The organism is Chitinimonas sp. BJB300, from assembly GCF_002735695.1.
Lineage (GTDB): Bacteria > Pseudomonadota > Gammaproteobacteria > Burkholderiales > Chitinimonadaceae > Chitinimonas.
In genome coordinates, this window is sequence record NZ_PDZH01000024.1 from 30,734 (window position 1) to 44,843 (window position 14,110).

General features: G+C 54.6%; 14 protein-coding genes. 5 read left to right on the forward strand and 9 right to left on the reverse strand.

Annotated features, from left to right (window positions below; translation table 11 throughout):
• Positions 1-38 precede the first annotated feature (38 nt).
• Positions 39-860: a crotonase/enoyl-CoA hydratase family protein gene (locus tag CSQ89_RS06130; RefSeq protein ID WP_099405298.1), complete on the forward strand. Its 822-nt coding sequence runs from the start codon at positions 39-41 to the stop codon at positions 858-860.
• 78 nt (positions 861-938) lie between these two features.
• On the opposite strand, the gene CSQ89_RS06135 is transcribed toward CSQ89_RS06130, so the two are convergent.
• The 9 genes from CSQ89_RS06135 to CSQ89_RS06175 form a co-directional block, all read right to left on the reverse strand.
• Positions 939-1,667, reverse strand: coding sequence for an amino acid ABC transporter ATP-binding protein (locus CSQ89_RS06135; protein WP_099405299.1), 729 nt, complete (start codon positions 1,665-1,667; stop codon positions 939-941).
• Positions 1,668-1,685: 18 nt separating this feature from the next.
• Entirely contained in the window at positions 1,686-2,345 is a 660-nt protein-coding gene (locus CSQ89_RS06140) for an amino acid ABC transporter permease (protein WP_186293310.1), read from the reverse strand.
• Entirely contained in the window at positions 2,345-3,094 is a 750-nt protein-coding gene (locus tag CSQ89_RS06145; protein WP_099405301.1) for an amino acid ABC transporter permease, read from the reverse strand. The genes CSQ89_RS06140 and CSQ89_RS06145 overlap by 1 nt, the downstream gene beginning before the upstream one ends.
• 153 nt (positions 3,095-3,247) lie before the next feature.
• Positions 3,248-4,138, reverse strand: a complete 891-nt coding sequence (locus tag CSQ89_RS06150) for a transporter substrate-binding domain-containing protein (protein ID WP_099405302.1) — start codon at positions 4,136-4,138, stop codon at positions 3,248-3,250.
• A gap of 68 nt (positions 4,139-4,206) precedes the next feature.
• The gene (locus CSQ89_RS06155; RefSeq protein WP_186293311.1) at positions 4,207-4,947 is read right to left on the reverse strand and encodes an amino acid ABC transporter ATP-binding protein; all 741 of its coding nucleotides are present in this window, start codon (positions 4,945-4,947) and stop codon (positions 4,207-4,209) included.
• A gap of 112 nt (positions 4,948-5,059) precedes the next feature.
• Positions 5,060-5,872: a 16S rRNA (adenine(1518)-N(6)/adenine(1519)-N(6))-dimethyltransferase RsmA gene (gene rsmA / locus CSQ89_RS06160; RefSeq protein WP_099405303.1), complete on the reverse strand. Its 813-nt coding sequence runs from the start codon at positions 5,870-5,872 to the stop codon at positions 5,060-5,062.
• Positions 5,873-5,924: 52 nt separating this feature from the next.
• Positions 5,925-6,923, reverse strand: a complete 999-nt coding sequence (gene pdxA, locus CSQ89_RS06165; RefSeq protein WP_099405304.1) for a 4-hydroxythreonine-4-phosphate dehydrogenase PdxA — start codon at positions 6,921-6,923, stop codon at positions 5,925-5,927.
• Between the two features lie 111 nt (positions 6,924-7,034).
• Entirely contained in the window at positions 7,035-8,327 is a 1,293-nt protein-coding gene (locus tag CSQ89_RS06170; RefSeq protein ID WP_099405305.1) for a peptidylprolyl isomerase, read from the reverse strand.
• Positions 8,328-8,329: 2 nt separating this feature from the next.
• Positions 8,330-10,489 (reverse strand): LPS-assembly protein LptD, encoded by a 2,160-nt coding sequence (locus CSQ89_RS06175; protein ID WP_158228912.1) that lies wholly within the window; start codon positions 10,487-10,489, stop codon positions 8,330-8,332.
• A 70-nt stretch (positions 10,490-10,559) separates the two neighbouring features.
• On the opposite strand from CSQ89_RS06175, the gene CSQ89_RS06180 reads away from it, so the two are divergent.
• The 4 genes from CSQ89_RS06180 to CSQ89_RS06195 all read left to right on the forward strand — a co-directional run bounded on the left by CSQ89_RS06180 (position 10,560) and on the right by CSQ89_RS06195 (position 13,986).
• Positions 10,560-11,642 carry an aminoglycoside phosphotransferase family protein gene (locus CSQ89_RS06180; protein WP_158228913.1) on the forward strand — a complete coding sequence of 361 codons (1,083 nt, stop codon included), beginning with the start codon at positions 10,560-10,562 and terminating at the stop codon, positions 11,640-11,642.
• 371 nt (positions 11,643-12,013) lie between these two features.
• Positions 12,014-13,054, forward strand: a complete 1,041-nt coding sequence (gene ltaE, locus CSQ89_RS06185; RefSeq protein ID WP_186293312.1) for a low-specificity L-threonine aldolase — start codon at positions 12,014-12,016, stop codon at positions 13,052-13,054.
• A gap of 1 nt (position 13,055) precedes the next feature.
• Positions 13,056-13,736: an N-acetylmuramate alpha-1-phosphate uridylyltransferase MurU gene (gene murU, locus CSQ89_RS06190; RefSeq protein WP_199065258.1), complete on the forward strand. Its 681-nt coding sequence runs from the start codon at positions 13,056-13,058 to the stop codon at positions 13,734-13,736.
• A 61-nt stretch (positions 13,737-13,797) separates the two neighbouring features.
• Positions 13,798-13,986, forward strand: coding sequence for a hypothetical protein (locus tag CSQ89_RS06195; RefSeq protein ID WP_099405307.1), 189 nt, complete (start codon positions 13,798-13,800; stop codon positions 13,984-13,986).
• The last annotated feature ends 124 nt before the right edge of the window (positions 13,987-14,110 follow it).

Below are 14,110 nucleotides of genomic sequence, written 5' to 3' on the forward strand. Positions count from 1 at the left end.
CTAAGCTGAAAGAAGAATTGCCTTAACAGGATATCTCCATGTCCCTGCCCCACTACACCACGCTCAGCATCACCCTGGAAAATCACGTCGCCCAGATCATTTTGAATCGGCCTGACAGGGCGAATGCCATGAATGAAGCCATGTGGCGTGAGCTGAAAGAAGCCATGCACTGGCTTGATGAGGAGCCCACCGCGCGTGTCGCCATTCTTAGCGGCAATGGCGCGAACTTCTGCGCCGGCATTGACTTCAGCATGCTGATGGCAGTGCAAAATCACGTGCAGGATGAATGCCAGGGCCGCCAAGCCGAAAAACTACGCCGGCTCATCATGAGCTTGCAAGATAGCCTTAGTGCGATTGAACGCTGTCGCAAACCGGTTATCGCCGCTATTCACGGCGCATGTGTTGGCGGTGGGCTTGATTTGATCGCAGCTTGCGACCTGCGTTACTGCTCTGTCGATGCCCATTTTTGCTTGAAGGAAGTCGACCTGGGGATCGTCGCAGATGTGGGTGTATTGCAGCGTCTGCCCATGATTATCGGCGATGGCCGTACACGCGAGTTGGCATTCACCGCCCGCGAGATCACAGGGAAGGAAGCAATGCGCTACGGCCTGACAGCCCAATGCCTTAGCGACCGGGATTCGCTGCTGATGGAAGTCATGACCATCGCCGACACCATCGCCGCCAAGCCACCTCTAACCGTGCGCGGCATCAAGGACAACCTTAACTATGCCCGCGACCATTCAGTAGAAGAAGGCTTACGTTACGTCGCCACCTGGAACGCCGCCATGCTGGTGTCCAAGGACTTGGAAGCCGCTGCATTGGCGCAAATCACCAAACAGGTGCCCAGCTTTCTGGACTGAGTCACACCGTAGCGCTGCATGAATAAAAAAGCCCGGACCAATCTTTCGGGCTTTTTTATCGTCGCCTATGCTGTCGATTCAATGTTGCAGAATCTTCGACAAGAATTGCTGTGCACGCTCGCCCCGTGGCGTACCGAAGAAATCCTCCTTCAAGCAATCTTCTTCGATCTTGCCCTTGTCCATGAAAATCACCCGGTTGGCTACCTTGCGGGCAAAACCCATTTCGTGAGTCACGCACATCATGGTCATGCCTTCGTGCGCCAATTGCACCATGACATCCAGCACCTCATTCACCATTTCCGGGTCAAGAGCCGAGGTAGGCTCATCGAACAACATCACGATAGGGTCCATTGCCAGGGCACGGGCAATGGCGACACGCTGCTGCTGGCCACCTGACAATTGACCTGGAAACTTGGCAGCCTGCGCCTTCAGACCCACCCGGTCCAAAAGCTTGGCGCCCTTGTCCATCGCCTCTTCGCGGGTACGACCCAATACCTTCTGCTGGGCAATCGCCAGATTGTCGGTAATGGTGAGGTGAGGGAACAGCTCAAAGTGCTGGAATACCATGCCGACACGTGAGCGCAACTTGGGTAAGTTGGTCTTCGGGTCTGCGATCGAAATCCCATCAACGATGATGTCGCCTTTCTGAAAAGGCTCAAGCGCATTGACCGTTTTGATCAACGTGGATTTACCCGAACCAGAAGGGCCGCAGACCACCACAACTTCGCCCTTCGTCACTTCGGTGCTGCAATCGGTCAGCACTTGGAAGTTGCCGTACCATTTGGAAACGTTCTTGATAGAGATCATGGGATGGTCCTCAAAGCCTTAGCGGATCACGGCAATCTTGGCATGCAATTGCTTTACCAGTCGCGACAGCGTGAAGCTGATAACTAAGTAGATAATGGCAACAGAGACATACATCTCAATAGGGGTGTTATCACGGTTAGCTACCTTGCTAGCCGCGCCCAATAAGTCGGTAGCGCCCACCACATAAACCAGCGACGTATCCTGGAACAGAATGATGGTCTGGGTGAGCAGAAGCGGTACAACATTGCGGAAAGCCTGCGGCAGAATCACGTAGCGCATGTTCTGGCCATAAGTGAAACCCATCGCATAACCCGCAGCCACTTGGCCTTTGGAAATGGACTGGATACCGGCACGCATGATTTCACAGAAATAGGCAGCTTCGAAGATAGCGAAAGTCAGATAGGCTGACTTCTCAGCACCAACCTGCACACCCGTCATCAACGGCACCAGGATATAAAACCAGAAGATCACCAACAGCAGCGGTATCGATCGAAACAAATTCACATAGGCACTGGCGGCCCAATTCAGTGATTTGATGCTGGAAAGACGAGCCATGGCCAGCAGGGTGCCGAACAAGATGCCAAAACAGGTGGCGAAAGCCGTCAGTGACAGCGAGTACTGAAACCCCTGCCAGAGATAATCTGCCGAGTTACGGACGGCGGCGAAATCAAAATCCATTATTTGCCCCCTCCGCTGATATAGCCGGGTACCTGGGTGCGGCGCTCAATCAAAGCCATCAGACGATTCACCGAAAAAGCGAGTATCAAATAAATGACGCTGACGATGGTCATCACCTCAATTGGATTACCCGGTGCGTATTCACCGGTAATCTGACGCATCTGGAATGTCAGTTCGGTAACACCAATCGCCAATGCCACGGCAGAGTTCTTAAATACATTCATGAACTCAGAGGTCATCGGCGGAATGACGATACGGAACGCCATTGGCAAAATCACATAGCGATAGGCTTGCGGCAAGGTAAACCCCAGCGCCAATCCTGCGTTCTTCTGCCCACTCGATAAAGCCATGATGCCGGTCCGTACTTGCTCGGCTACCCGGGCGCTGGTGAATAGGCCAAGCCCGATAGCCGCAGTGATAAATTCCGGCATCGGCATATCCTGCTTCATCCAGAAACCGGCGCTCTTCGGCAGCACTTCCGGCAGCACATAAAACCACAGGAAAAGCTGCACAATCAGCGGGATATTACGAAACAGCTCGACATAACAAGTGGCAAGGCTTGCCAGCCACTTGTTTGGCACCGTACGCAAAGTCCCCACCAGGGAACCAAGTACAAGGGCAAGCACCCAAGCACATAGCGCAGTAGCCACCGTCCAACCCAAGCCGGTGATCAGCCACTGATAGTAATATTCTTTCGTGCCAGCCACTTGCTCAAAGACAATGGCCCAGTTCCATTGGTAATGACCCATGGAGAACTCCTCAGGATTTTTGCGCCAGCATAAAAACCTCCGCAAAATCGATACAAAAGGGGGCTTTTCAGCCCCCTCTGGGCACCTTTCGAAGCGCGTGTCACATCCATGTGGCCGCGGTTGTCAAAGTACCATCTACCTCTGCTTCAGCAGTCAGATCCCGACATCGTTCGGGTTTTTGATCGCTTCCTTAAGCTTCTCACTCATCGGTAGATTGATGGTGATGTTCTTAGGCGGAATCGGCTTCATAAACCATTTATCGTAGATTTTGTTGACCTCGCCCGACTTATAGAGCGTGGACAGCGTTTCATCCGCCAGCCTCTTCAGCTGTGGGTCGTCCTTGCGCATCATGATGCCATATGGCTCTACCGACAGCGCTGGGCCAACGATCGCGAAGTCCTTAGGATTCTTGTTATTGGCAATCAAGCTGGCCAACAGAACGTCATCCATCACAAACGCTGCTGCACGACCCGTTTCCACCATCAGGAAGCTCTCGGCATGGTCCTTGGCGTACACGTTTTTTACATCGATTGAGTGGCCTTGCTCATTTTGCTTGATATATCGGTCGGAAGTAGTACCGGTAGTCGTCACAACAGGCTTGCCGTTCAAATCATCCAGGCTCTTGATGCCCGAATCGGCACGAACCAGCATGCGCACTGAGGTGACAAAGTAGGAATCACTGAAAGCAACCTGCTTTTGACGTTCTTTTGAATTGGTCGTCGAGCCACATTCCAAATCAACCGTGCCATTTACCATCAGCGCGGTGCGTGTTTGCGAAGTCACCGGCACCAGCTTCACAACCAGCGAAGGCTTGTTCAGCTTTTTCTTTACAGCTGCCACTACCTGGTTGCACAAGTCCATGGCATAGCCAACAGGCTTTTGCTTGTCATCCAGATAGGAGAAGGGAATCGACGATTCACGATGGCCAATGGTGATGATGCCGCTTTCGTTGACCTTTTGAAGCGTGCCGGTCAGCTCTTCGGCTTGAACGCTGCCCATATAGGCTGTGGCCAGAGCGGCCGACAAGATCAAGATTTTGCGCATTGCTCAGTATCTCCTTCTTTTAGATTGTCCGACAGTATGGTGGCAAGCTGTAATGACTATAGCCACGTTCAATGCATGGGCGATAAAACCTGCTGCAGAAACTGCTTGGCGCGTTCAGATTTTGGCGCACTGAAAAACTCGGCGGGCGTTGCCATCTCAACAACTTCCCCCTGATCAAGAAACACAACCCGATCAGCCACTTCACGGGCAAAACCCATCTCATGGGTGACACACATCATGGTGATGCCCGTATGCGCTAAATCCTTCATCACCTTCAACACTTCGCCGATCATCTCAGGATCAAGCGCGGAGGTCGGCTCATCAAACAACATTACCTTGGGCTGCATGGCTAAACCCCGGGCAATCGCCACGCGCTGCTGCTGGCCCCCGGACAGCTGGCTGGGGAAAACATCGCGCTTGTTGGCGAGCCCCACTTTAGCGAGCAATGTTTCCGCAAGTGCCTCGGCCTCAACACGCGGCTGCTTGCGGACCTGAATTGGCGCCAACGTGATGTTGTCGAGCACAGTCAGGTGCGGGTAAAGATTGAAATGCTGGAATACAAAGCCGACATCCGCCCGAACAGTGTTGATATCTGTTTTCGGGTCAATCACGTTCTGGCCATTTACCCAAATCTCGCCGGAACCAATTGTCTCAAGCTGGTTCACAGTACGGATAAGTGTGGATTTGCCCGAGCCGGATGGGCCGCAAATCACCACCACTTCACCCTCGGCAACCGAGAGGTTTACATCTTTAAGGACATGCAAGTCCTTGAACCATTTATTAACTGCATTGAACCGGATAATAGACATGGTGCTTTCTGTCGTATCGAACAAAGTGTAGCGATGCAAAACCATGCTACAAGCGGGGATTCCCTAACAAAGGCGCAAATTCAGGGAAAACACCTATTCTCCTTCGTGCCGTTTAGGCATCTTGCTGCAATGCACCACTCGGTGTATGCAAATAATTGACCAAGCGTACGTAATCGCGTACCGGCAAGTTCTCTGGCCTAATACTGGAGTCAATATCGAGCGCCGCAAAGTCGTCATCGCTGACGATACCCTTGAGGTTATTGCGTAGTGTTTTGCGCCGTTGTGAGAACGCTTGCGCCACAAGTTTTTCCAACGCAGCAGGATCTGCAGCCTGAAGCTCAAACGGGCGTGGAATCATGCGCACAATGGCTGAATCCACTTTGGGCGGCGGAAAGAAAGCATCTGGTGGTACATCCAGCAGCTTTTCCATATGAAAATGGTACTGCAACATCACGCTGAGGCGGCCATAGTCGGCATTGCTCGGTTCGGCCACCATGCGTAACACCACTTCGTTTTGCAACATGAAGTGGCAATCGTTCACCTGGGGCGCAAAGCCAGCCAGATGAAATAACAGCGGCGTCGAAATGTTGTAAGGCAAATTGCCGACCAAACGTATCTGTCCCCCCGGCGCAATTTGGTCTGCCAGGCTACCAAAATCGAATTTTAGCGCATCGAAATTGTGGATAACCAACTTGTCAGCCGAAAATCGACCGGTCAGGTTCGCCACGATGTCGCGGTCGATTTCAACAGCATGCAGGGTATTGATCTTGGTCAGCAAAGGCTGGGTAAGCGCGGCCAAGCCAGGGCCGATTTCAACCATGGCGTCATTCGGCTGCGGATGAATGCAACTGATGATGTCATTGATGACACCTTGGTCCTGCAGGAAATTCTGACCGAAGCGTTTACGGGGGGTATGCGGTTTCATGGCCGATATTGTAGGGCCAACCGGCCCGCAGCCAAAGCATGCAATTACATACTTATCTTGCGAGTGAGGCTGCCAGCGTCACTGCCGCAATCAACGAGCCGCCATCCGCCTTGCCCATACCCGCCAAATCAAGCGCGGTACCATGGTCAACCGAAGTACGGATCAGTGGTAAACCCAAAGTGATATTGACCCCCTGACCAAAGGTTGCGTGTTTAAGAACAGGCAAACCTTGGTCGTGATACATCGCCAGCACTGCATCCGCCTGTACCAAGACAGGAGGATTGAACAATGTATCGGCTGGCAAAGGGCCTATCAACTGCATACATTCCTTCCGCAAGCTCTCCAGCACCGGAATTATCACATCCAGCTCTTCACGCCCCATATGCCCCCCTTCGCCAGCATGGGGGTTCAGCCCCGCCACTAAGATGCGCGGTTGGGGCAAGCCGAATTTGCCGATCAGGTCGACATGCAGAATACGCAGGGTTTGGGTCAGCGACGCTGCTGTAATGGCATCCGCCACCTCACGCAACGGCAAATGGGTGGTGGCTAACGCCACACGCAGCGCATAACCGGGCGCAACCATATTGCATTGCCCCGCCAGCAGCATCACCACCTGGGCAGTGCCGGTCTGCTCCGCAAGATACTCTGTGTGGCCGGTGAAATGGCCATAGCCGGCATCGCGAATCACGCCCTTGTGCAAGGGAGCCGTCACCATTGCGCTGAACTCTCCCGACTGACAGCCGGCTACCGCGCGATCCAGCAATGCCAGCACGTGCATTGCGTTTCGGGTATCAAGCCGGCCCGCCACGCATGGTACCGCCAGCGGTATATGCAGTACTTCCAGATAACCGGGAGGTGGGGTCGTGGTGGGGTCGTAATCACACAGCCGCGCCACCGCCGGAACGCAGGCGGCACGATCAGTCAGCAGATGACGGTCGCCCAGCAATACTAAACGGGCAGCGTGATTCGCCGGGTTCAAGGCAGCAGCAAGCTCGGGACCAACCCCCGCGGGCTCGCCACAGGTTATGGCAATGATGGGGCGCTTTGACATGGTGGCGGCTCCGCAGCTGAACGACGCCCCGTCCCAAACCGGCCCACGTATTTGCGACGGCTACACGCAACACATCATAAGCAGGTTTTAAGGCGGGCGATCGTGCAGCGATTACTTGTCGTCCAGACGCAACTCGACAAATGCTTGGTCACGCATCTGGCGGGACCAATCTTCATATTGCTCATCAGCCTTACGCTCGCGCAATTCGGTGCGTACTCGCACCTTTTGCCGCTCGTGGGTGACATCCTGATCCCGCCGCTCCAGCACTTGGATCAAATGCCAACCAAAAGGTGTCTTGATAGGTTGGGAAAGATCACCAGGGTTCAAGGCATTCATTGCCTGCTCAAAGTCTGGCACTGTATCGCCCGGTGAAATCCAATCAAGATCCCCGCCTTTTTGGGCCGAACCATCTTCGGAGTGCAGCTTGGCCTGTTCAGCAAAGTCGACGCCATTGACAACACGCTCGCGGATTTCGCTGATACGCTGCTTGGCGTCGGTATCCGAGGTCAGTTCGTTTACCTTGATCAACAAATGACGCGCATGGGTCTGACGTACAACCTCCTTGCCATCGCGCTGGCGCGTTTCGCTGAGTTTGATGATGTGAAAACCTGCCGGACTACGCAAGACAGGCGTGTACTGACCAGGTTTCAGCTGATCGACAGCTTCCAAGAACAGTGGCGGCAAACGCCCGGCGGAACGCCACCCAAGGTCGCCCCCCTGCAACGCATCGCCCGCCTCGGAAAAACCCGCAGCCACTTCGGCAAACGCTTTCCCGCTATCCAACGCCCGCCGGGCGCTTTCAGCTCGTAGGCTACGCTGCGCCACCACATCTGGCCCCGCCCCTTCAGGGATCGCAATCAAGATATGCCCAAGCTTGTATTCCTGCTCGGCACGGTCGCTGCCTTTAGCCGCAGTCAGGTATTGGTCCACTTCGACATCGGTGACAAAAACACGGCTATCCACTTCACGCTCACGCAACCGTTGCAACAGCAAATCTTGACGTATTTGTTCCCGGAAGGCCTTGAAGTTGGTGCCTTCTTTTTCCAACGCTTGCCGGAATTGAACCTGACTCAACTTGTTCTGCTCGGCAATACGCTCAACCGTCTGGTCAAGCTGGCGATCATCCACCCTCAACCCGGTATCCGCCGCAAAATCGGTTTGGACGCGTTCGTTCACCAGCCGCTCCAACACTTGTTGGCGCAACACATCATTTGCCGGTGGGCTGACCTTCTGGCGAGCAAAGTTCTGCACGACGCTCTGGATACGAACATTCAGCTCATACTCAGTAATCACTGATTTGTTAACGACCGCAACAATACGATCGAGCGATACAGGCTCAGCGTTGGCCGACAGAAACAAAGCAGCGGCTACAAGGGACGTGGCAAGGCGGGAAATGGGGCGCATGATCAATTCAGTTTGGTATAGCCGGGGATACTGTTTTTGAGGGTTTGCAACGGATTGGAACCGATAGGGCCAAGATCGTTCAGCTCTAACTGTAGGAAGAACATGTCCCGGGTTTCATTGGCAGGCGTAACAAAGCGCTGGTTAACAGCGCGGAATACCCAGCAGCCGCCATTGTATTCGAGGCCGGCCAAGGACTCCAAAGTACGTCCATCGGAAATCGACCAGTTGTAACGCGCAATCGCATGGATCTTGCGGGTTAGCGGCCATTGCGTCGAGATGTCAGCCTGCTTGATGTCATAACGCTTATCCACGCGATAGCCCAGATTAAGTGAGCTACCCGGTAGAGGCTGATACCGCAGATTCAGCGCGGACTTACGTGTGACCCGGGTCTGCTGGTCATATTGCCACGACGCATCCAGCCACCAATCATCATGCGGCCGCCCACCCACGGTTGCTATCAGGTCCGACGTTGTTACGTCATGGCCACGGGCGGTTTCATTCAAAGTGACGCGCTGCGAATCAAAATAAAAACGCTGGCCGATCGCAACTCGTGCACGTTCAACGCCCGTTTCACGTTCAAACAGGCGCGAGGTCAACGCCATCGTCAGCTGATTGGCATCGTTGACCCTGTCCCCACCTGTGTACTGGTTCTCGCTGAACATCTGCGCGAAGTTGAAGTCTGCCAAGCCTGAATCGAAGTTCGGGAAAGCCGACTGATCACGATAGGGAATACGCACGTAATAGGCTCGGGGTTCCAGCGACTGAGTCATATCACTGCCAAACCACTTGGTCTCCCGGTCGAAATACATGCCGGAATCAACACTAAACACTGGCAGATTACGTTTCAGCTTACGGCCATCACCCAGCACATAGCGGCTCAGATGGGCACCAATCCGTGGCGTGATAAAGCCCCAATTACGCTCCAGGGGCAGGCTGACGCTCGGATAAAGAATACTGCGCCGCCCATCAAGCGTAGAGCGGGTGTTGGCTAGACTGCTATCCAACTGGGTACCATATTTGAAGACCGTTGCTTCACCACTCAAATCAAAACGGTAAGGTGTGGGCAAGGCTGGAGAATAGTTAAAGTTCAGCTGCGGCAGGCGGGCATAGGGTTGGATAACCGGGTTCGATACATCCTGGAGCGTTTGGTAGCGCTGCACCAATAACTGCATATTCAAACCAGGCACAGCATAGCTGAGCAAACCCTGCCGCGGCAGAAACGTCTGCGACGCCACCGCGAGCCGGTCGCCGAAGTCAACGAAGTAACGGTCGTCAGACGCCCTTTGCAAATCCAACTCACCAACCAACCCATCCGCCAGTTGATGTTGGTGCTGATAACTAATCGCATACCGACGATCACCGCCGAAATTACGGTCTTTATCGATCACTTCTCCATGGAGCTCGCCCGAGAACCTTTCACCCAGATAACGAAACTCGTTATTGAACAACACCCCCCGCTTGGCAATAAACCGCGGTGCAATGGTGGCATCCATATTCGGCGCAATATTCCAATAGAAGGGGAGTGAAAGATCAAGACCGCCCGCACCGGTGTACTTGAAAGACGGCGCCAATAAGCCCGACTTACGCGAACCGTCCAAAGAGAAATCGATATAGGGAGAGTAAAGGATAGGTACACCTTTAAACTCGATCGTGCCACTACGGGCAACACCAAGATTCCGGTTGTAGTCGAGCTTCAGCTGGTCTGCCTTGAGAAACCAATCGTCCTCGCCCACTGAACAAGTGGTGAAACGCGCCTTTTGCAAACGGTATTTGCCCGGACCTTCGAATAACAGCTTCCAGGCATCGCCCCGTCCTGGCCGCTTGCCATTACCAAACCGGAAGCTGGGGGTAGACATTTCTCCCGTACGATCAGACTCTCTCAGATGGAAAAGTCCCCCCTCCACTACGTTACGGTCTTCAGTAAGCCGGGTGTGATCACCCGCGCGCAACTCTCTCGTATCTTGAAACAGCGTCATCCAGTCGGCTTCGACACGGCGCCCATCGCGATCTATTTGCACGTTTCCCTGGGCTCTTACGGTGGCCGTGCCCTGACCGTCGACCTGATCGGCAAGGATGGTGCTACTGCCCAGCCCTTCTTCAGCTTGGGCAGAGAAAGCGGTATATAAGGCCAGGATAACAGGGAGCGGGCAAAAACGCGGCATGGGCGCGAAACAGGGGAAAACGCGAAGTGCGCTAAAATCGCACACTTTCCCGCTTCGCACAAACTCACCCATGGAACGAATCAATACGTTGCACCAATGGCTACAAACCCAGCTTGGCTCAAACCCAAGCTTGTCGGCACCAATCGGCGATGCAAGCAGCCGGCGTTATTTCCGCCTGCTATTGGCTGATGGCACCAGCCGGATCGCCATGGATGCACCGCCAGAGCGTAATGATCTACGCTCATTTACTCAAATCGCCACACTTTTGAAACCGGTGTTGCGGGTACCCAGCATTCTTGCCCAAGACCTCACGCAAGGGTTTCTGCTGCTGGATGACCTGGGTGATATCGATCTGCAAACCGCTTTGGCCGCGTTGCAAACGCCACCACACCCCAGCCGGAGCCAGCGCGAACAGGAAGATAACGACCGCCAAGTCTTTACCCAGGCGGAAGGACTGTATCGGTGGGTAATCCAAGACCTGATCGCCCTTCAGAAAAGTACGCCTACCGACAGCCTGCCGGTATATAGCGCAGAAATCATGGTCGATGACCTGAACCGCTTTGCCGAATGGTATGCTGACAAGCACCTGGGCAAACCGCTGCAAGGTGATGACCTGGCTGTATGGGAACGTAGTCGTGCCCTTCTGGTTGCGCGCGCCCAAGCACAGGGCAAGGTGCCCGTTCACTTTGACTTCCACTGCCGTAATTTGATTGTCGGCCATTCCCAGGGTCCACAAATGGGTTTAGCGGAGCGGGTCGGCATCATCGACTTCCAGGACGCACGCTTGGGGCCGATCACCTACGACCTTGCGTCCTTGCTGAAGGATATGTACGTACACTGGCCCGAGTCATTGCGCCTTGAATTGGCCATACGTTTCTGGGAAAGCGCACGGCTGGCAGCGCTGCCGGTTTCTCCTGCCTTTGACGCTTTCTACGCCGAGTTCGAAATCATGGGCGTGTTCCGCCAGATTCGTACGCTCGGCACCTTCGCACGCTTGGCGCATCGTGATGGTAAAGCCCAGTACATCGCGGACATGCCCATCGCGCTGGACTACCTGCGTGAGACCTGCGCCCGTTATACCGAGTTACACCCTCTGTACAAGCTGATCAACAAGCTGACTGACTATCAAGTAAGCGTGGGTTATACATTTTGAGAAGAGTGGGCTAAGGCTGGTTTAGCAACATGGTTTGCTTCAATCAACTGGGTGCCATAGCGTTAGCAGGCTGTTGAAAAGCAATTCTTAGTGGGAGAAATTGACTCAAAGCACCCCGTCTACTACCTAAATTGCCCAAACCTTAAGCAGATTTTGCTTGGTTTTTAGGCAAAACGGTATGATTTTTCGCAATTTTCGAGCCTCAGATGGGCGCCAGAATCGTTTTTCAACAGCCTGCTAACTCAGTAGGTATTGCGGGAGTAAAACGAACTTTCCGCCCGTATAGCAAACTGACACTATTGGCGTGCGCTTGCCTTGCCCTGGGCCAGACGTCTATCTACCCCTCACTCTATCTATAAACAGGAACTGGCATGAGTTATCCGCAAGCAACTACAGGCTTCAAGTTGTACGACTTCCGCTCCGACACTGTTACCAAGCCAACCCCCGGCATGGTGGCTGCCATGGCGGCTGCCCAGGTAGGGGATGATGTTTGGGGGGATGATCCCAGCGTTAACCGCTTACAAGCGGTGGCAGCAGAGCGTTTGGGATTCGAAGCCGGTCTGTTCGCCCCCTCGGGCACTCAAAGCAATTTGATTGGCTTGCTGACACACTGCCAACGTGGCGATGAGTATCTGGTGGGGCAGGAAGCCCATACCTATCGCTATGAAGGAGGTGGCGCCGCCGTGCTGGGTAGCATCCAACCCCAGCCGTTGGAAAACGCGGACGATGGCAGCATTCCGCTCGACAAGCTACGCAAAGCCGTCAAACCCATCGATCCACACTTCGCACGCACCCGCCTTTTAGCACTGGAAAACACTATTGGTGGCAAAGTGTTGCCTGCATCCTACGTGCAAGCTGCAACGGATTGGGCGCATAGCATTGGCCTTGCAACCCATCTGGACGGTGCACGCTTATGCAATGCCGCGGTTCAACGTGGCTTGGCCTTGTCTGACATGGCCCGCGGATTCGATTCTGTATCGATTTGCCTGTCCAAAGGGCTGGGCGCACCCGTTGGCTCGCTGTTGCTGGGTTCACGCGATTTCATCACCAAAGCCAAGCGGTGGCGCAAGATGCTGGGCGGCGGCATGCGCCAAGCCGGCTTCCTGGCTGCGGCCGGCCTATATGCGCTCGACCACCATGTCGAACGGCTGGCTGACGATCACCGCAATGCCGCCCGGTTGGCTGAAGGGCTGGCGGCATTGCCAGGTCTTACCGTCACCCCTCCGCACACCAATATCGTATTCGTCGATGTCGATGAAAAAATCGCCACGGATTTTTCCTCCCACTTGGCCAAACACGGTGTATTGATCAGCGGCCGCGACCAGCAACGCTGGGTGACGCATCTGGATGTCGATGCCGATGCCGTCGAAGCGACGCTGCGCATTGCCCAGGCTTACTTCGAAGGAAGATAAGTTGCGCGCCATGATTCTTGCCGCCGGCCGCGGTGAACGGATGCGTCCGCTGACAGACACCACCCCCAAGCCCCTGCTGGATGTCGGCGGGACACCCTTGATAGGATGGCATCTCCGTAAGCTGGCTGCGGCGGGCATCCGCGACGTCGTCATCAATCATGCTTGGCTTGGCGAACAAATCGAGGCGGCGCTGGGTAACGGCGCTGCCTATGGCTTACGCATAGTCTACTCAGCCGAGGGGACGGCGCTAGAAACTGCCGGCGGCGTCGCCAAGGCCCTCCCTTTGCTGGGTGAGTCACCATTTATTCTGCTATCCGCCGATATCTACACAGACTTCCCCTACGAGCGATTGGTTGCTGCCGCCAAACGACTCGCCGAAACCCCACAGCAGCTGGCCCATCTCGTTCTCGCGCCGACCAATCGATACCAGCTTGATTTCAACCTTGACGAGCAAGGCCTCGTTCGTAGCGAGGGTGCGCCAAGCTATACCTACGCCAATCTGGCAGTACTCAAACCAGAACTGGTTGCAAGCATCAGCGCCGGCCAAACCGCCAAGCTGGGGCCATTGCTGCACACATTTGCCGCGCAAGGCCGTATCAGTGGGGAGGCATATGACGGGGCGTGGCTGAATGTCGGCAGCCCTGCCGATCTGGCCGAGGCGCGCACAGCCGCGGGTCGCTAAAGACTCTCAAAGCGCACAAAAAAGCAAACGGGCGTCGTGAACAAACGCCGAGGTGGCTGCTATGCGTACCTGCGTCTTTATCTTGGTTTCGTTCTTATTGGTTGGTTGCGCCAACCCGAAATATGAACAAGCGGTTGACCAATCTTATGTCAACGCAATCGACAAGGAAGCGCGGCAACGTGGCAGTACGGTCATCTGGCTGTCGTATCCAACAGCGCGACAAACCGCCAAGCCAGCGCCCCAGTCCTAATAACTGATGTTACGCAGTGCATACGATAACCTGTCGCCATGAAGAACAAAGAACTCGATTTGTACACCGACTATTTGCTGAGCACGTTTGGTGCGGCGACAGCAACGGGCTTGTCGGCGATGGT

Bases quoted from the DNA above. Each gene is read 5' to 3' on its own strand.
- CSQ89_RS06130 (WP_099405298.1), top strand. From the start codon at position 39: ATGTCCCTGCCCCACTACACCACGCTCAGCATCACCCTGGAAAATCAC.
- CSQ89_RS06135 (WP_099405299.1), bottom strand. From the start codon at position 1,667: ATGATCTCTATCAAGAACGTTTCCAAATGGTACGGCAACTTCCAAGTG.
- CSQ89_RS06140 (WP_186293310.1), bottom strand. From the start codon at position 2,345: ATGGATTTTGATTTCGCCGCCGTCCGTAACTCGGCAGATTATCTCTGG.
- CSQ89_RS06145 (WP_099405301.1), bottom strand. From the start codon at position 3,094: ATGGGTCATTACCAATGGAACTGGGCCATTGTCTTTGAGCAAGTGGCT.
- CSQ89_RS06150 (WP_099405302.1), bottom strand. From the start codon at position 4,138: ATGCGCAAAATCTTGATCTTGTCGGCCGCTCTGGCCACAGCCTATATG.
- CSQ89_RS06155 (WP_186293311.1), bottom strand. From the start codon at position 4,947: ATGTCTATTATCCGGTTCAATGCAGTTAATAAATGGTTCAAGGACTTG.
- rsmA (WP_099405303.1), bottom strand. From the start codon at position 5,872: ATGAAACCGCATACCCCCCGTAAACGCTTCGGTCAGAATTTCCTGCAG.
- pdxA (WP_099405304.1), bottom strand. From the start codon at position 6,923: ATGTCAAAGCGCCCCATCATTGCCATAACCTGTGGCGAGCCCGCGGGG.
- CSQ89_RS06170 (WP_099405305.1), bottom strand. From the start codon at position 8,327: ATGCGCCCCATTTCCCGCCTTGCCACGTCCCTTGTAGCCGCTGCTTTG.
- CSQ89_RS06175 (WP_158228912.1), bottom strand. From the start codon at position 10,489: ATGCCGCGTTTTTGCCCGCTCCCTGTTATCCTGGCCTTATATACCGCT.
- CSQ89_RS06180 (WP_158228913.1), top strand. From the start codon at position 10,560: ATGGAACGAATCAATACGTTGCACCAATGGCTACAAACCCAGCTTGGC.
- ltaE (WP_186293312.1), top strand. From the start codon at position 12,014: ATGAGTTATCCGCAAGCAACTACAGGCTTCAAGTTGTACGACTTCCGC.
- CSQ89_RS06195 (WP_099405307.1), top strand. From the start codon at position 13,798: ATGCGTACCTGCGTCTTTATCTTGGTTTCGTTCTTATTGGTTGGTTGC.